This window comes from Citrobacter sp. CK194 (genome assembly GCF_030333395.1).
Classification (GTDB): Bacteria; Pseudomonadota; Gammaproteobacteria; order Enterobacterales; family Enterobacteriaceae; genus Citrobacter_B; species Citrobacter_B koseri.
This window is the reverse complement of record NZ_JAOWGA010000018.1, coordinates 1-17,180: the sequence shown is the minus strand read 5'-3', so window position 1 is coordinate 17,180 and position 17,180 is coordinate 1. Positions and strand designations below refer to the sequence as shown.

The window sequence follows — 17,180 nt, the reverse complement described above, 5'->3', positions numbered from 1 at the left end:
TCCTCACGCGATAAATAATACCTATAGCCGGGCTCGAACCCGGCTTTTTTATAACTAAACAACACGACAATACTGCAAGGAATTTATTATGTTATCCGTTATCACCCGGCTGTTCCCGTTATGGGCGCTGCTGCTCTCTGTTATTGCGTATTACACGCCATCGACCTTCACCCCCATTGGCTCGTGGGTGACCACGCTGCTGATGCTGATTATGTTCGGCATGGGCGTACACCTTAAGCTCGACGACTTTAAACGCGTGCTTTCCCGCCCGGCGCCTGTCGCTGCCGGTATTTTCCTGCATTATCTGGTGATGCCGCTCGCCGCCTGGCTACTGGCGATACTGTTTAACATGCCGCCGGACCTCTCTGCCGGGATGGTACTGGTGGGCAGCGTCGCCAGCGGAACGGCATCTAACGTCATGATCTATCTGGCGAAAGGGGATGTGGCGCTTTCGGTTACTATCTCATCGGTTTCCACGCTGGTTGGCGTGGTCGCGACACCGCTGCTGACGCGCCTGTATGTGGATGCGCATATTCAGGTGGATGTGATGGGGATGCTGCTCAGCATTTTACAGATCGTCGTGATTCCAATCGCGCTTGGGCTGGTCATTCACCACCTGTTTCCTCGCGTGGTAAAAACCGTGGAGCCTTATCTGCCTGCGTTCTCAATGGTGTGCATTCTGGCGATCATCAGCGCAGTGGTGGCCGGTTCCGCCTCGCATATCGCATCCGTTGGTTTTGTGGTGATTGTGGCGGTGATCCTGCACAACACCATTGGTCTGCTCGGCGGTTACTGGGGCGGTCGCCTGTTTGGCTTTGATGAGTCCACCTGCCGCACGCTGGCGATTGAAGTTGGAATGCAGAACTCCGGCCTTGCGGCGGCGCTCGGTAAAATTTACTTCTCTCCGCTGGCCGCGCTCCCCGGCGCGCTGTTCTCGGTCTGGCATAACCTCTCCGGCTCACTGCTGGCCGGTTACTGGTCAGGCAAGCCGATTGCCGAGAAGCCGCGTGATAGGGTGAAGGTGTAGACCTGATAAGCGTAGCGCCATCAGGCGCAACCCGTGTACGTCGCCGGATGGTGGCTAACGTCTTATCCGGCCTACACAGCCTCTGCACTTTGCCGTACACTGGGTTATCTGACTGACCGAGGGTACATTTATGGCACTCCCACGCATCACCCAAAAAGAGATGACCGAGCGCGAGCAGCGTGAACTGAAAACGCTGCTCGACCGCGCGCGCATTGCACATGGCCGTCCGCTCACGAATGCGGAAACCAACAGCGTGAAAAAGGAGTACATTGATAAGTTAATGGCGCTGCGCGAAGCAGAGGCCAAAAAAGCCCGCCAGTTGAAGAAAAAGCAGGCTTATAAACCAGATACTGAGGCGTCGTTTTCCTGGTCGGCCAATACGCCGACGCGCGGCAGACGTTAACGCCCTTTCTTCTTCCGCCCCGGCGAGGTAAAGCGTTTTCCGTTTGACGCCGGGCGCGCTTTCTCATTGGTTTTTTCGATTTTCACCACCGGACGCTTAATGCCCGCCGTTTTCGGCTTCGCTTTCGCCTTCGACGTCGGTTTGGCTTCTGATGAAGAGTTTTCGATCAGCTTAAACAGAGCGATGAGTTCGTCATCCGTCAGATCCCGCCACTCGCCGGGCGGCAGACCGGATAAACTCACGTTCATAATGCGCGTGCGTTCGAGTTTCGTCACTTCATAGCCAAAGTGCTCGCACATGCGGCGGATCTGGCGGTTCAGCCCCTGAATCAGGGTAATGCGGAAAACAAACGGCGCTTCCTTCTTCACCTTGCACTTTTTGGTCACCGTGCCGAGGATCGGGACGCCCGCGCCCATACCGCGAATAAAGTCATCCGTTACCGGCTTATCAACCGTGACCAGATACTCTTTCTCGTGATCGTTACCGGCACGGAGGATTTTGTTGACCAGATCGCCGTGATTGGTAAGAAAGATAAGCCCCTGGGAGTCTTTATCCAGGCGGCCAATCGGGAAAATACGTTTGCTATGGTTCACGAAGTCCACGATGTTATCGCGTTCGCTGTCTTCCGTGGTACTGACAATCCCTACCGGCTTGTTCAGCGCGATAAAGACCAGATCTTCCGCTTCGCGCGGCTCAATCAACCGACCATTCACCTTCACCACGTCGCCAGGCATCACCTGATCGCCAATGGTGGCGCGTTTGCCATTAATGAAGACATTCCCTTGTTCAATGTAGCGATCCGCCTCGCGACGCGAGCAAATTCCGCTTTCACTGATGTATTTATTTAATCGGACAGATGAGTCGGGCAGCATAAATTCTCCTGTAAAAGCGAAATATACCGCACCTTGCGGTCAGGGAAAAAGCGTCGAATGACAGGAGTGCGGCTCACCGCTGCTCATAAAGTCGATGACATCACGAAATCCCCCTGCGAGACGCGTTCCAGAATATCGATAACCACATCGTGAGCCACATCAGCAAGCGGTAAGATGAGCGGTGGTAGCATCACGGATGTTTTTACTTTTTGATTACTGGAGATGTCATGGAACTGCTGTTATTGAGTAACTCCACTCTGCCGGGAAAAGCCTGGCTGGAACACGCGCTGCCGCTGGTGGCGGAACAACTGCATGGCCGCCGTTCAGCGGTGTTTCTCCCGTTTGCTGGCGTCACGCAAACCTGGGACGACTACACAGCGAAAACCGCCGCAGTCCTTGCGCCGCTCGGCGTTTCAGTGACCGGTATTCATAGCGTCGCCGATCCGGTCGCAGCGATTGCCGATGCGGAAGTGGTGATTGTCGGCGGTGGGAACACTTTCCAGTTGCTAAAAGAGAGCCGTGAACGTGGGCTGCTGGCGCCCATCGTGGCTGCCGTTAAGCGTGGCGCGTTGTATATCGGCTGGAGCGCGGGCGCGAACCTTGCCTGTCCGACTATTCGCACCACCAACGATATGCCAATCGTTGACCCACAAGGATTTGATGCGCTGGGTCTGTTCCCGTTGCAGATTAACCCGCACTTCACTAACGCGTTGCCGGAAGGTCACAAAGGCGAAACCCGCGAACAGCGTATTCGCGAGCTGCTGGTGGTCGCGCCAGAGTTAACGGTGATTGGCCTGCCGGAAGGCAACTGGATTCAGGTGAGCAAGGGGCAGGCGACGCTCGGCGGCCCGAACACGACGTATGTGTTCAACGCGGGTGAAGAAGCGGTTCCTCTTGAAGCCGGTCATCGCTTCTGATCGTCGCCATGTAGAATGTAAAATGCCTGATGGCGCTACGTTTATCAGGCCTACAGGATAGTGTTTATAACGTAGGCCGGATAAGGCATTTCACGCCGCCATCCGGCAATCAGCAATCAATAGTCATCCCGCACGTCGTCTTCATCCGGCTGCTCCAGCACGCTGTAAGCCACCGAACAAAACAGCGAATTCAGGCGTTGCATATCGCCCAGCAGTCCCAGATGCAATGAGCTGGTTTCGATGCTCTGTACGTTCTGCTGGTGCAGGCGATCCACATGCGCATGTGAATAACGACGATTGAGAATACGGAAACGATGTTTGCTGCGACGCAAACGTCGGGCGCTGGTGACGTCGCCGGAGAAAAACACCGACATCGCCAGTTGCAGGTTGCTGAGTAACTGATCATACAGCGCATCCAGCTCTTTCAGCCCTTCAATGGAAAACGCCCGCCGCGCCGCCAGCGACTTGTCGGCAATCTCGCTGCCCATCCGTTCGACGATATCCGAGGCCTGCTCCAGGTTCAGGGACATCTCGATGATTTCCGCCCAGCGCCGCGACTCTTCCTCCGCCAGTTCCTCTTTCGGCATCCGCGCCAGATAGAGTTTGATGGCGGTGTAAAGCACGTTGATATCATCCGCCAGCTTGCGCAGCTCTTTCTCTTCGCGCGGCTCGCCGTGCATCACCTTTTTCAGACCTTCCATCATCTGCTCCATCGCATCACCAATGCGTAGCGCTTCCCGGGCGGCATTGGCCAGCGCGAGCGTTGGCGTGTCCAGCGCGCTGACATCCAGATGTTTAGGCTTCAGATGGGCATCCAGTTCCGGTTCATCGCGGATAATACGTTTACAGAAACGCGCCATCGGTTCGGCGAACGGAATCATCACCAGACACCGCGCCAGGTTGTAAAAAACGTGGAAGTAGATAACCAGTTCGGATTTTGGCAGCGGTAACGCATCCATCGTATCGGCCAGCACATGGACAAACGGCAGGATAATCAGGCTGCCCACCAGCTTAAACAGCAGACTGCCCAGCGCCACGCGGCGAGCGGCGGCATTGGCTGCGCTGTTGTTGAGCATCGCCAGCAGGCCGGAACCGAGGTTGGCGCCGATGACCAGGCACAACGCGACCGGGAACGATATGATACCCGCCGCCGTCAGCGTGGCCGTCAGCAGGACGGCTGCCAGGCTGGAATAGCTGATGATGGCAAACATGGCGCCAATCAGCGCATCCAGCATGATGTCGCCGGTCAGCGAGGCGAAGATGACCTGTACGCCATTCGCCTGAGTAATCGGCGTCACCGCCTGCACAATCAGCTCCAGCGCCAGCAGTATCAGGCCAAGACCGATCCCCACTCGCCCCAGTTGTCCGGCGCGTGACTGCTTACGCCCCAAAAAGAAGATAACGCCGATGAAAATCAGCAGCGGCGATAACCATGACAAATCAAAGGTAAGGATACGCGCCATCAGCGCGGTCCCCACGTCGGCCCCCAACACAATCACCAGTGCAGGCGTCAGGGCGACCAGATCTTGGGCGACAAATGACGTCACCAGCATAGTCGTGGCGTTACTGCTTTGCACCAGCGCAGTAACGCCGATACCCGCGCAGAAGGCGAGCGGTTTCTTTTCAACACTGCGGCTGAGAACGGTACGCAGACGGGCGCCGAAAACGCGCATCACGCCGGTACGCACAATATGGGTGCCCCACACCAGCAGGGCAACAGCAGAAAGCAGGTGTAGCAGAGTTAACACAGAATCAGGTACTCCTTATCATTATTATGATGTTCAGCCTTTTTACCGGATGGCGCTGCGCTTATCCGGCTTACGGGGATATTTATAGGCCGGATAGGCGTTTACGCCGCCATCCGGCAAGCTGCCCCGTGAACCTTCTTCCAGTATAAGGGTTTCAAAACAATAAAGAGACAGGGCGCCCGATGAGCACCCTGTTTGTTGTAAGGAAAAATGACAGTTTTATGAACTAGTCGGCATCATAGCCCAGGTTGGAAGCCAACCAGCGCTCCACCTCCGCGACCGTCATCCCTTTACGCTGCGCATAATCCTCCACCTGATCGCGCTGTATTTGCGCGACGGTGTAGTACTTGCTGTCAGGATGGCTGAAGTACCAACCGGAAACGGAAGCGCCCGGCCACATGGCGTAAGATTCGGTCAGCTTCATGCCGGTGTGTTTTTCCACGTCCAGCAGTTGCCAGATGGTGCCCTTCTCAGTGTGCTCCGGGCAGGCCGGATAGCCTGGCGCCGGACGAATCCCCTGATAGTTTTCGCGGATCAGCTCCTCGTTGCTGAGGTTCTCATTCGCCGCATAGCCCCAGTAAACTTTACGCACCCGCTCATGCAGGTATTCCGCAAAGGCTTCCGCCAGACGGTCGGCGATCGCTTTGACCATAATCTTGTTGTAATCATCATGCTGCGCCTCGAATGCCTCTGCCAGCGCATCCTCTTCCAGACCGCCCGTGACGGCGAAGGCGCCGATGTAATCCTCTTTGCCGCTCTGTTTCGGCGCAACAAAGTCAGACAGGCAGTAGTTGGCGAAACCCACCTTCTCCGTTTGCTGACGCAGATGATGGCTGACCGCCAGCACATGGGTACGCGTCTCATCGCGGTAAATTTCGATATCATCACCCACACGGTTTGCCGGGAACAGCCCCACCACGCCACGCGGGTTGAGCGTCTTCTCGGCACTCAGTTTATCCAGCATGTCGTTGGCGTCTTTAAACAGGCGTTTCGCCTCTTCGCCCACCACTTCGTCTTCGAGAATGCGCGGATATTTCCCGGCCAGCGACCAGGTCATAAAGAACGGCGTCCAGTCGATGTAGTTGCGCAGCGTTTCGATACTGGCCTCAACGTCCTGCACGCCCAGACGATGAGCGACAGGCGGTGTATAGCTTTCCCAGTCAAATGCCAGGTCATTATCACGCGCGGCGGCCAGCGTCACTGGCGGCGTGCGCGGTTTCTTACGCGCATGCTGGATGCGCACGGTTTCATACTCTTTACGGGTACGGGCGACAAACTCATCGTGCTGGGTTTCAGACAGCAACGCCGCCACGACGCCCACGGTACGCGAGGCGTTCTGGACATAGACCGTCGGGCCGCTGTAGTTCTGCTCAATCTTCACCGCCGTGTGCGCTTTGGACGTGGTCGCGCCGCCAATCAGCAGCGGGATGGTGAAGCCCTGACGTTCCATCTCCTTCGCCACGTTGACCATTTCATCCAGCGACGGGGTAATCAGGCCGGAGAGACCAATCAAATCCGCATTCACTTCTTTCGCGGTTTTGAGGATTTTTTCTGCCGGCACCATGACGCCAAGATCGATGATTTCATAGTTGTTGCACTGTAAAACGACGCCAACAATGTTTTTGCCAATGTCATGCACGTCGCCCTTCACGGTGGCGATAACCATTTTACCGTTGCTGGAGCCCTGCTCTTTGCTGGCTTCAATAAACGGTTCCAGATACGCCACCGCCTGCTTCATGACGCGGGCCGATTTCACCACCTGCGGCAGGAACATTTTGCCTTCGCCAAACAGGTCGCCCACCACGTTCATACCGTCCATCAGCGGCCCTTCGATAACCTCGATCGGACGCGTCGCCTGCTGACGGGCTTCTTCGGTATCCTGTTCGATAAACTCGGTAATGCCTTTTACCAGCGAATACTCAAGGCGTTTTTTCACTTCCCAACTGCGCCATTCCGCCTGTTGCGCATTGGCTGAATCATCGGCTTTGCTACCACGGTATTTTTCCGCCAGCGCCAGCAGACGCTCGGTGCTATCGTCGCGGCGATTGAGGATCACATCTTCCACCGCGTCGCGCAGTTCGGCGGGCAGGTCGTCATAAATCGCCAGTTGCCCGGCGTTGACGATCCCCATGTCCATGCCGTTACGGATGGCGTAGTAGAGGAACACCGCATGAATCGCTTCGCGCACCGGATCGTTGCCGCGAAACGAGAAGGAGACGTTAGAGACGCCGCCGGAGATCAGCGCGTGCGGCAGTTCGCGTTTGATATCTTCACAGGCGCCGATAAAGTCCTGCGCGTAGTTGTTGTGTTCGTCGATACCGGTCGCTACGGCAAAAATGTTCGGGTCAAAGATAATGTCTTCCGGCGGGAAGCCCACCTCTTTGGTGAGAATGTTGTACGCCCGGCGGCAAATCTCGATCTTACGCGCGCGGGTATCGGCCTGCCCTTGTTCATCAAAGGCCATTACCACCACCGCCGCACCATAGCGACGCAGCAGCTTCGCATGGTGGATAAAGGTTTCCACGCCCTCTTTCATCGAAATGGAGTTAACGATGCCTTTACCCTGAATGCATTTCAGCCCTTTTTCGATGACCTCCCATTTTGAGGAGTCGATCATGATCGGTACGCGGGCGATATCCGGCTCACCGGCAATCAGGTTGAGGAAGCGCACCATCGCGACTTCGGCATCGAGCATCCCCTCATCCATGTTGATATCGATAATCTGCGCGCCGCTCTCCACCTGCTGGCGGGCGACATCCAGCGCTTCGCTGTATTTATCTTCTTTGATCAGCCGCTTAAATTTAGCGGAACCAGTGACGTTAGTACGCTCCCCCACGTTTACAAACAGGCTGTCATCGCCAATATTCAACGGCTCAAGGCCAGAGAGGCGACAGGCAACCGGAATATCGGGCAGTTTACGCGGCGCTAAACCATCAACCGCGCGGCTCATCGCGGCAATGTGTTCCGGCGTCGTCCCACAGCAGCCGCCGACAATGTTGAGAAAGCCCGACTCCGCCCACTCGCGGATCTGCTTCGCCATCGTATCAGCATCAAGATCGTATTCGCCGAAGGCGTTAGGCAGACCGGCATTCGGGTGCGCGGTGACATAGCATTCGGCAATGCGCGCCAGTTCCTGCACATACTGGCGCAGTTCATCCGGCCCCAGCGCGCAGTTAAGACCAAAGGTGAGCGCTTCGGCGTGGCGCAGCGAGTTATAAAACGCTTCGGTAGTCTGGCCGGAGAGCGTGCGCCCGGACGCATCGGTGATCGTGCCGGAGATCATAATCGGCAGCTCGACGCCCAGCGCTTCAAATTCTTCTTTCACCGCAAAAACGGCGGCTTTCGCATTCAGCGTGTCAAAGACGGTTTCAATCAGAATCAGGTCTGACCCGCCTTCCACCAGCGCTTTAGTGGATTCGCGATAGGCCGCGACCAGCTGATCGAAGGAGATATTGCGAAACGCCGGGTCATTCACGTCCGGCGAGATGGATGCGGTGCGGTTGGTTGGGCCAAGCACGCCCGCAACGTAGCGCGGTTTTTCCGGCGTGCGCGCCGTCCATTCATCGGCGCAGGCGCGGGCCAGTTTCGCAGCGGTAAAGTTGATTTCCGCCGACAGGGATTCCATCTGGTAATCCGCCATCGCAATCGTCGTGGAGTTAAACGTGTTGGTTTCGATGATATCCGCACCCGCCTCAAAGTAAGCGTGATGAATCGCGGTAATCACCTCCGGCTTGCTGAGTACCAGCAGGTCGTTGTTGCCTTTCAAATCGCAGGGCCAGTCAGCAAAACGCTCGCCGCGAAAATCCTCTTCACTCAGGCGATAGCTCTGGATCATTGTCCCCATGCCACCATCCAGAACCAGAATACGTTCATCTAACTGCGCACGCAGTTGTTCAACTTTGCTGCTCACGACTTGCTCCCGACAACACTCAACCTGGACCGAAAAAAGGCCAACAAACCATACTGGCATAAACACGACAGGCGGAAAAGAGAACAACGGGCAACATGAGACATGTTCAGCTTCACTCCTCCGATCAGTGCAGGAATTCTTGCATTATATTTTAATAAAACGAAAATGATTTCCACGATACAGAAAAGGAGTCCGCCATGGTTGCCCCTGTCCCCGCGAAACGCGGTAGAAAACCCGCCGCTGCCACTGCGCCCGCAACCGGGCAGGTTCAGTCGTTGACCCGTGGCCTGAAGCTGCTGGAGTGGATTGCCGAATCCAACGGCAGCGTCGCGCTGACCGAACTGGCGCAGCAGGCGGGCCTGCCGAACTCCACGACACACCGTTTGTTAACCACCATGCAGCAGCAGGGCTTTGTGCGGCAGGTGGGAGAGCTGGGCCACTGGGCCGTGGGCGCCCATGCGTTTATCGTCGGCAGCAGTTTTTTGCAGAGCCGTAATCTGCTGGCGATTGTCCATCCTATCCTGCGCAAACTGATGGAAGACTCCGGTGAGACGGTCAATCTGGCGGTACTGGATCAGAGCGATCACCAGGCGATTATTATCGACCAGGTACAGTGCACACAGCTGATGCGCATGTCTGCGCCCATCGGCGGCAAACTGCCAATGCACGCTTCCGGCGCCGGGAAAGCGTTTCTGGCGCAACTCAGCGAAGAGCAGGTGACTGGCCTGCTGCACCGTAAAGGGCTGCATGCCTATACCCACGCCACGCTGGTGTCGCCGGTACATCTGAAAGACGACCTCGCCCAGACGCGCAAGCGCGGTTATTCCTTTGATGATGAAGAGCACGCGCTTGGCCTGCGTTGCGTTGCGTCGTGCATTTACGACGAGCACCGCGAGCCGTTTGCTGCGATCTCAATTTCCGGGCCGATTTCCCGCATCACTGACGATCGCGTCACCGAGTTTGGCGCGATGGTGATTAAAGCGGCGAAAGAAGTCACGCTGGCATACGGCGGGTTTAGATAAGCAAGGCTTGCCGGATGGCGGCGCAAGCGCCTTATCCAGCCTACAGTCACGTGTAGGCCCGGTAAGCGCAGCGCCACCGGGCGTCAAGCCGCAAATCTGAAGCAAAACCGCTGTTTGCGCCGATAGGCGTAAACATCTTCCACATGTCCTTCGCGGATACGCGTCTGTAACGCCCGCCAGTAGTCGGCGCGGAACAGGTCGGCGTGCATCTCCTCAAATAACGGCCCAATTCTTGGGTCAGCGCACAGCCAGTGGCGAAACTCTTCCGGGAAAACATCCCCTGGCGAAACGCTGTACCAGGGCTCGCTGGCCAGCTCATCTTCCGGGTAGCGCGCTTGCGGAATGTCGCGGAAATTCACTTCCGTCATATAGCAAATTTCATCGTAATCGTAGAACACCACGCGCCCGTGGCGGGTGACGCCAAAGTTTTTAAACAGCATGTCGCCGGGGAAGATGTTGGCGGCGGCAAGCTGGCGAATCGCATTGCCGTACTCTTCAATCGCGTCACGCAGTTGCTGGCCCTCCACCTGCTCCAGCCAGATATTCAGCGGCACCATACGACGCTCAATGTAGAGATGGCGAATCACTATCTGATCGCCAAGGTCGATGATTTTCTCCGGCGCCTCCTGGCGCAACAGCGTCATCAGCGCTGGCGCGATTCGCCGCTTCTCCAGCACAAAGTTCTCGAACTCCTGCGTATCGGCCATCCGCCCGACGCGATCGTGTTCTTTAACGAGTTGATAGCAGGCGCGCACATGGGCGGCCGACATCTCCTTTTGTGGGGCAAACGTATCCTTGATGATCTTAAACACCCGGTCAAAGCCCGGCAGCGTAAACACCAGCATCACCATGCCACGAATACCGGGCGCTTCAATAAACTGCTCATCGCTGTTCGCCAGATACAGTAAATACTCGCGATAGCTCTCGGTTTTCGCATGCTTCTGACAGCCAATCGCCATGTACAGCTCAGCGGTGGTTTTACCTGGCAGGATCTCACGCAGCCACTCAACCAGCGCGGCAGGCAACGGCGCGTACACCATGAAGTAGGAACGGGCAAAACCAAACACGATACTGGCCTCAGCCGTGGTGGTCAGGCAGGTATCGACAAACAGTTCGCCTTCATCGGTGCGATGAATCGGCAGCAAAAACGGCAACGTGCCGGCAGGGGTCAGCAACTTCCCCACCAGCCAGGCGGCTTTATTGCGATAAAACAGCTCATTCGCCACCTGCAAATGGCTGCGGTGCAAAGCCTCCGCTCCGAACGTTTCCGTCAGGTGAGCAATGATGTAATGAATATCACGGCTTTTGTTTTGCCAGGGCAAACGCAGCGGTAGATCGCTGAGAATACGCGTCAACAGCGGTTCCCAGCCGTGATCGGGGAAGAAATCTTTCGCCAGCGGGCGCGGGATCGTGCGAAACCGGCGTTCAGGCTGGGAGCTAAAGATAAAAAGCCGCTCGGGAGTGAGCGAGCGGTGGTCAAATAACCGACAGTAGACGGAGTTAAAAAAGCTCTCCGCAATCTCGAAGCGCGGGTAATCCGGCAACAGCCGGGTGTAATGCTCTTTGACACGCAGTAAAAAAGCCGCATCGGTGCTTTTGCCGTCAGTAATGCAGCGCAACTGTTCCACCACCAGACCAACGTGATGATCGTAGAGATGGATACGGCTTTTCATCGCCTGCTGCACGGCATGCCAGTCGGCCTGTTCAAAGCGCTGCTGCGCGCCGGAAGTCACTTCCAGAAATCGACCATACTGCGCGTCAAAGCCTTGCAGGATGGTTTGAGCAATCAGTAATTCCAGGCCACGCGACATGGTTTGTCCTCATCGGTTGCCGGATGGCGGTGCAAGCGCCTTATCCGGCCTACGGTTCGGGGTAGGCCGGATCAGCGTAAGCGCCATCCGGCATGGATCAGAACTGCGATTCTTCAGTAGAACCCGTTAATGCCGTCACTGAGGAGGTGCCACCCTGAATAATGGTGGTCACTTTGTCGAAGTAGCCTGTCCCCACTTCCTGCTGATGGGACACGAAGGTGTAACCGTCTTTGGCCGCCGCAAATTCTGGCTGCTGAACCTTCTCAACGTAGTGGCGCATGCCTTCACCCTGCGCATAGGAATGTGCCAGGTCGAACATGTTGAACCACATGCTGTGGATGCCCGCCAGGGTGATGAACTGGTACTTGTAGCCCATGTCCGACAGCTGCTGCTGGAAGCTGGCGATGGTTTTATCGTCCAGGTTCTTCTGCCAGTTGAACGACGGTGAGCAGTTGTAGGCCAGCAGTTTACCCGGGTATTTCGCATGGATGGCATCGGCAAAGCGCTTCGCCAGTTCAAGGTCCGGCGTGGAGGTTTCGCACCACACCAGGTCTGCGTAAGGCGCATACGCCAGCCCACGGCTGATCGCCTGCTCAATACCGGCACGCGTGCGGAAGAAGCCTTCGCTGGTGCGTTCGCCGGTAATAAATTCACTGTCGTACGCGTCGCAGTCGGAGGTTATCAGATCTGCCGCATCCGCGTCGGTACGGGCAATCAGCAACGTCGGTACGCCCATCACGTCAGCCGCCAGACGCGCAGCCACCAGTTTCTGAATGGCTTCCTGCGTCGGCACCAGAACTTTGCCGCCCATATGGCCGCACTTCTTCACCGACGCAAGCTGATCTTCGAAGTGAACAGCCGCTGCACCGGCTTCGATCATCGATTTCATCAGTTCAAACGCGTTCAGTACGCCGCCAAAACCGGCCTCCGCATCGGCAACGATCGGCAGGAAGTAATCGACAAAGCGCGGATCGCCAGGCTCAATGCCGGACGCCCACTGGATCTGATCCGCACGACGGAAAGTGTTGTTGATCCGATCCACGACCGCCGGAACAGAGTTTGCCGGGTACAGCGATTGATCCGGGTACATGCTGGAGGCCAGGTTAGCGTCCGCCGCCACCTGCCAGCCGGACAGATAGACCGCCTCAATGCCCGCTTTCGCCTGTTGCAGCGCCTGGCCGCCGGTCAGTGCGCCGAGGCTGTTGATGTAGCCTTTTTTCGCGTCGCCATGCAGCAGACGCCACATTTTGGCCGCGCCAAGCTGCGCCAGCGTACATTCCGGGTTGACCGAGCCGCGTAATTTCACCACTTCCTCCGCGCTATACGGGCGACGGATGCCTTCCCAGCGCGGTTGCGTCCATTCTTTCTGTAACTCTTCGATTTGTTGGGTACGGGTTTTCATGTGCAGATGCTCCATATTGTTATGTGGTGAGTTAAGCCAGCAGGCGGTAGCCTGGCAGGGTCAAGAAATCGATCAGTTCATCAGAGGTAGTGATCTGCTCCATCAGGCGCGCGGCTTCATCAAAGCGCCCGCTGCTGAAGCGGTGCTCTCCCAGCTCGTCCTGGATCACCAGCATCTCTTCGGCCAGCATCTGGCGGAATAGCGCTTTCGTGACGGGTTTGCCGTTGCTCAGGGTTTTCTCGTGATGAATCCATTGCCAGATAGAGGTACGGGAGATTTCAGCCGTTGCCGCATCTTCCATCAGGCCATAAATCGGTACGCAGCCATTGCCGGAGATCCATGCTTCGATGTACTGCACCGCCACGCGAATATTGGCGCGCATTCCCTCTTCGGTACGATCGCCCTCGCAGGGCGCCAGCAGCTGTTCGGCAGTAATGGGCGCATCTTCATCACGGGTAACAAACAGCTGGTTCTGGTTTTCGCCCAGCGCCTCGTTAAAGACCGTCATCGCGGTGTCCGCCAGCCCCGGGTGCGCGATCCAGGTGCCGTCATGACCGTTATTGGCTTCCAGCGCTTTGTCCGCTTTCACTTTGTTGAGCACTTGATTGTTGCGCTCGGCGTCTTTGCTCGGGATAAACGCCGCCATGCCGCCCATCGCAAATGCACCGCGCTTGTGGCAGGTTTTGATCAACAGCCGTGAATAGGCGCTGAGGAACGGTTTATCCATTGTCACCACCTGACGGTCCGGCAGGACGCGATCCGGGTGATTTTTCAGTGTTTTGATATAGCTGAAAATGTAATCCCAGCGGCCGCAGTTAAGACCAACAATATGGTCACGCAGCGCATGCAGGATCTCATCCATCTGGAAGACGGCAGGCAGCGTTTCAATCAGCAAGGTGGCTTTGATGGTGCCGCGCGGCAGATTAAAACGGTCTTCGGCATAGCTGAAGACTTCGCTCCACCAGGCGGCTTCCTGCCAGGCCTGAGTTTTCGGCAGGTAGAAATACGGGCCGCTGCCTTTTGCCAGCAACGCTTTATAGTTGTGGAAAAAGTAGAGAGCGAAATCAAACAGGCTGCCAGGAATGGCTTCACCACGCCAGGTCACATGTTTTTCCGGCAGGTGTAAACCGCGTACGCGACAAATCAGTAACGCCGGGTCCGGCTTGAGTTGATAGATTTTCCCGGCTTCGTTGGTGTAGCTGATGGTGCCGTTCACCGCATCACGTAGGTTGATCTGGCCATCAATCACTTTGCTCCACTCCGGCGCCAGTGAATCCTCAAAGTCAGCCATGAACACTTTCACGTTAGCATTCAGCGCGTTAATCACCATTTTACGTTCTACCGGGCCGGTGATTTCCACGCGACGATCCTGTAAATCGTCAGGAATACCGCGAATTTTCCAGTCACCTTCACGAATGGAAGCTGTTTCCGAAATAAAATCAGGCAACTTACCGTCATCAATATCCTGCTGTTGCTGAATACGAGCAGCGAGGAGTTTGTTACGCTTTGGCGTAAAACGCGTCACCAGTTCGGTCAGAAACTCTACCGCTTCTGCGGCCAGAATTTGCTTCTCCTGCTCACCATAAGGCCTGGTAAAGGTCAGTTCATCGGTTGTCGTTGCCTGTTGATTCATTATGCAGCTCCTCGTCATTGATCCGAATACATCCCCAATGCGAACGAAGGATCGTTGTGTGGTTTTCGTTCAGCACAACTAAGACTACTCAATTAAATTTCAAAATCAAAAACAATTTCCATTTTTAATTTAATTATCAGTTAACTTATTGATAACAATAAAAATAAAGTTTAATTACAAGATGAGCGGCATTTCAGAAATAAAAAAGGCACCCGAAGGTGCCTGTTTCAACATGCTGAAACGCTTTAGGATCGTGCGCTACAGAAGATTAATCCAGCGTTGGATTCATGTGACGCAGATCATATGGCGTGATCTGGTAGACGTAATAGTTGAGCCAGTTGGTAAACAGCAAATTACCGTGGCTGCGCCAGGTCGCGCGAGGTTTGTTTTGCGGATCGTTTTTCGGGAAATAGTTGTACGGTACATTCGGACTTAAACCTGCTTCAACATCCCGGAAATATTCACTGGCCAGCGTATGGGCATCGTACTCCGGGTGACCGGTTACAAACGCGATTCGTTTATCTTTGCTGGCGAACAGGTAGGCATCTCCATCTTCGGTTTCCGCGAGGATCTCAAGGTCGGTATAGTCCCGAATCAGCGCCGCCGGGAAGTCGGCATAGCGTGAGTGCGGAGCAAGGAATGAATCATCAAAACCACGAGTCAGTAAAGCATGAGGATGAAGGATGTGATGTTCGTAGACGCCGGAAAGTTTATCTGTGCGGGTTTGCTTCGGAATGCCATAGAGAATATTAAGCGCGGCCTGTACCGCCCAACAGACAAACAGCGTTGAGGTGACGTGATCTTTCGCCCACTCCAGCACCTGCTTAATCTGCGGCCAATACGCAACATCATTAAACTCCACCAGACCCAGAGGCGCGCCGGTGACAATCAGCCCATCGAAATTCTGATCGCAGATATCCTCGAAGTTACAGTAGAAGTTGTTCAGATGCTCTGCCGGTGTATTACGCGATTCACGGGCATCAATCCGCAAGAGCTGAACATCGACCTGAAGCGGTGAGTTTGACAACAGGCGCAGGAACTGGTTTTCCGTTTCGATCTTCTTCGGCATCAGGTTGAGGATAAGCACCTTCAGCGGACGAATTTCCTGGCCAGAAGCGCGGGATGTCGTCATAACAAAGACGTTTTCCTCACGTAAGAAATTGACGGCGGGTAGCTCGTCCAGCACGCGAATTGGCATAACCTGATAACCTCACTACATACGTTTAAACGTTTAGACATCCAGATAGCTGAAGATACCCAGAAATTCTTCTAATGTCGAGCCTGCATGTTGAAGGTGAGAAAGTTTCACGGCGGTGTTTACGATAGAATATAAGCACAAAGAAAAGGAGATAATATGGTTATTAGCATTCGCCGATCGCGGCAGGATGAAGGGGAAAAACTGATTGCTATCTGGTGTCGTTCTGTTGATGCTACGCACCATTTTCTGTCTGCATCCTATCGGAGCGAGCTGGAAGAGCTGGTGCGTTCTTTTTTACCAGAAGCGCCGTTATGGGTGGCAGTGACAGAGCAGGATGAGCCTGTCGCGTTTATGCTGCTGACCGGGCAGCACATGGATGCCCTGTTTGTCGATCCCGACGTTCGTGGCTGCGGCGTAGGGAAATTGCTGGTTGAGCATGCGTTTACGCTGGCCCCCGAGTTAACAACCAACGTTAACGAACAGAATGAACAAGCGGTTGGGTTCTACAAAAAGATGGGATTTAAAGTGACAGGACGTTCAGAGGTAGACGATCTTGGCAGACCGTATCCGTTATTGAATCTGGTTCATACGTAGGCCGGATAAGGCGCAGCCGCCATCCGGCTGCGCCCGGACGCATAAACGCAAAAAGGCCATCCCTCAGGATGGCCTCTTCACTTAATTAATGCCTGGCAGTTTATGGCGGGCGTCCTGCCCGCCACCCTCCGGGCCGTTGCTCCGCAACGTTCAAATCCGCTCCCGGCGGATTTGTCCTGCTCAGGAGAGCGCTCACCGACAAACAACAGATAAAGCAAAGGGCCCAGTCTTCCGACTGAGCCCTTTGCTTTATTTGATGCCTGGCAGTTCCCTACTCTCGCATGGGGAGACCCCACACTACCATCGGCGCTACGGCGTTTCACTTCTGAGTTCGGCATGGGGTCAGGTGGGACCACCGCGCTACGGCCGCCAGGCAAATTCTTTGTGCCCTTAAAACGAATCTTTTACCCTGATACTGCGTTGGCTGCGCTCGTAAACTCAGTCACATACCTGTGTATGCTCCTTCCTTTCCTTCGCTTGCCGCCTTGTCTCAGCGTAAAATCTTTCGTTTTCGCAAAATCTGTAATCAAAGCTGAAAATCGTCTCTCAGTCCGCCAAAACACCTTCGGCGTTGTAAGGTTAAGCCTCACGGTTCATTAGTACCGGTTAGCTCAACGCATCGCTGCGCTTACACACCCGGCCT

The 17,180-nt window shown here is 55.4% G+C and carries 12 protein-coding genes and 1 rRNA gene; 5 read left to right on the top strand and 8 right to left on the bottom strand.

Annotated elements, in window-relative coordinates; genetic code table 11:
• The first annotated feature begins 88 nt into the window (after positions 1-88).
• Complete coding sequence (gene panS, locus OGX80_RS11850; protein ID WP_101744391.1) at positions 89-1,027, top strand: ketopantoate/pantoate/pantothenate transporter PanS; 939 nt, start codon at positions 89-91, stop codon at positions 1,025-1,027.
• A 130-nt stretch (positions 1,028-1,157) separates the two neighbouring features.
• The gene (locus OGX80_RS11845) at positions 1,158-1,430 is read left to right on the top strand and encodes a YjbD family protein (protein WP_012134667.1); all 273 of its coding nucleotides are present in this window, start codon (positions 1,158-1,160) and stop codon (positions 1,428-1,430) included.
• Here OGX80_RS11845 and rluF read toward each other — a convergent pair.
• Positions 1,427-2,302, bottom strand: coding sequence for a 23S rRNA pseudouridine(2604) synthase RluF (rluF, locus tag OGX80_RS11840; RefSeq protein WP_012134668.1), 876 nt, complete (start codon positions 2,300-2,302; stop codon positions 1,427-1,429). The genes OGX80_RS11845 and rluF overlap by 4 nt on opposite strands.
• Before the next feature lie 227 nt (positions 2,303-2,529).
• Here rluF and pepE point away from each other — a divergent pair, with 227 nt between their 5' ends.
• Positions 2,530-3,219 (top strand): dipeptidase PepE, encoded by a 690-nt coding sequence (gene pepE, locus OGX80_RS11835; RefSeq protein ID WP_012134669.1) that lies wholly within the window; start codon positions 2,530-2,532, stop codon positions 3,217-3,219.
• Between the two features lie 116 nt (positions 3,220-3,335).
• Here pepE and OGX80_RS11830 read toward each other — a convergent pair whose 3' ends face one another.
• Both OGX80_RS11830 and metH read right to left on the bottom strand, forming a co-directional pair.
• On the bottom strand, positions 3,336-4,967 hold the full coding sequence (locus OGX80_RS11830) for a Na/Pi cotransporter family protein (RefSeq protein ID WP_115182235.1): 1,632 nt from the start codon (positions 4,965-4,967) through the stop codon (positions 3,336-3,338).
• 226 nt (positions 4,968-5,193) lie between these two features.
• Positions 5,194-8,877, bottom strand: a complete 3,684-nt coding sequence (gene metH, locus OGX80_RS11825) for a methionine synthase (RefSeq protein ID WP_112001367.1) — start codon at positions 8,875-8,877, stop codon at positions 5,194-5,196.
• Positions 8,878-9,074: 197 nt separating this feature from the next.
• Here metH and iclR point away from each other — a divergent pair, with 197 nt between their 5' ends.
• Positions 9,075-9,899 (top strand): glyoxylate bypass operon transcriptional repressor IclR, encoded by an 825-nt coding sequence (gene iclR, locus OGX80_RS11820; protein ID WP_047459716.1) that lies wholly within the window; start codon positions 9,075-9,077, stop codon positions 9,897-9,899.
• Between the two features lie 83 nt (positions 9,900-9,982).
• Here iclR and aceK read toward each other — a convergent pair whose 3' ends face one another.
• The 4 genes from aceK to metA all read right to left on the bottom strand — a co-directional run bounded on the left by aceK (position 9,983) and on the right by metA (position 15,943).
• Positions 9,983-11,710 carry a bifunctional isocitrate dehydrogenase kinase/phosphatase gene (aceK, locus tag OGX80_RS11815; RefSeq protein ID WP_115182236.1) on the bottom strand — a complete coding sequence of 576 codons (1,728 nt, stop codon included), beginning with the start codon at positions 11,708-11,710 and terminating at the stop codon, positions 9,983-9,985.
• A 97-nt stretch (positions 11,711-11,807) separates the two neighbouring features.
• Positions 11,808-13,112 carry an isocitrate lyase gene (gene aceA / locus OGX80_RS11810; protein WP_024130843.1) on the bottom strand — a complete coding sequence of 435 codons (1,305 nt, stop codon included), beginning with the start codon at positions 13,110-13,112 and terminating at the stop codon, positions 11,808-11,810.
• 31 nt (positions 13,113-13,143) lie between these two features.
• Entirely contained in the window at positions 13,144-14,745 is a 1,602-nt protein-coding gene (gene aceB, locus OGX80_RS11805; RefSeq protein ID WP_115182237.1) for a malate synthase A, read from the bottom strand.
• A gap of 268 nt (positions 14,746-15,013) precedes the next feature.
• Complete coding sequence (gene metA, locus OGX80_RS11800; protein WP_012134677.1) at positions 15,014-15,943, bottom strand: homoserine O-acetyltransferase MetA; 930 nt, start codon at positions 15,941-15,943, stop codon at positions 15,014-15,016.
• Between the two features lie 156 nt (positions 15,944-16,099).
• On the opposite strand from metA, the gene OGX80_RS11795 reads away from it, so the two are divergent.
• Positions 16,100-16,537 carry an acetyltransferase gene (locus tag OGX80_RS11795; protein WP_058668401.1) on the top strand — a complete coding sequence of 146 codons (438 nt, stop codon included), beginning with the start codon at positions 16,100-16,102 and terminating at the stop codon, positions 16,535-16,537.
• A gap of 258 nt (positions 16,538-16,795) precedes the next feature.
• Here the strand turns inward: OGX80_RS11795 and rrf are convergent.
• A 5S ribosomal RNA gene (gene rrf / locus OGX80_RS11790) occupies positions 16,796-16,911 on the bottom strand.
• Between the last annotated feature and the right edge of the window lie 269 nt (positions 16,912-17,180).

What these genes read in the sequence shown, in the direction of transcription:
- aceK (WP_115182236.1), bottom strand. Translation starts at nt 11,710, where the DNA reads ATGTCGCGTGGCCTGGAATTACTGATTGCTCAAACCATCCTGCAAGGC.
- OGX80_RS11795 (WP_058668401.1), top strand. Translation starts at nt 16,100, where the DNA reads ATGGTTATTAGCATTCGCCGATCGCGGCAGGATGAAGGGGAAAAACTG.
- aceB (WP_115182237.1), bottom strand. Translation starts at nt 14,745, where the DNA reads ATGAATCAACAGGCAACGACAACCGATGAACTGACCTTTACCAGGCCT.
- iclR (WP_047459716.1), top strand. Translation starts at nt 9,075, where the DNA reads ATGGTTGCCCCTGTCCCCGCGAAACGCGGTAGAAAACCCGCCGCTGCC.
- rluF (WP_012134668.1), bottom strand. Translation starts at nt 2,302, where the DNA reads ATGCTGCCCGACTCATCTGTCCGATTAAATAAATACATCAGTGAAAGC.
- aceA (WP_024130843.1), bottom strand. Translation starts at nt 13,112, where the DNA reads ATGAAAACCCGTACCCAACAAATCGAAGAGTTACAGAAAGAATGGACG.
- OGX80_RS11845 (WP_012134667.1), top strand. Translation starts at nt 1,158, where the DNA reads ATGGCACTCCCACGCATCACCCAAAAAGAGATGACCGAGCGCGAGCAG.
- panS (WP_101744391.1), top strand. Translation starts at nt 89, where the DNA reads ATGTTATCCGTTATCACCCGGCTGTTCCCGTTATGGGCGCTGCTGCTC.
- pepE (WP_012134669.1), top strand. Translation starts at nt 2,530, where the DNA reads ATGGAACTGCTGTTATTGAGTAACTCCACTCTGCCGGGAAAAGCCTGG.
- metA (WP_012134677.1), bottom strand. Translation starts at nt 15,943, where the DNA reads ATGCCAATTCGCGTGCTGGACGAGCTACCCGCCGTCAATTTCTTACGT.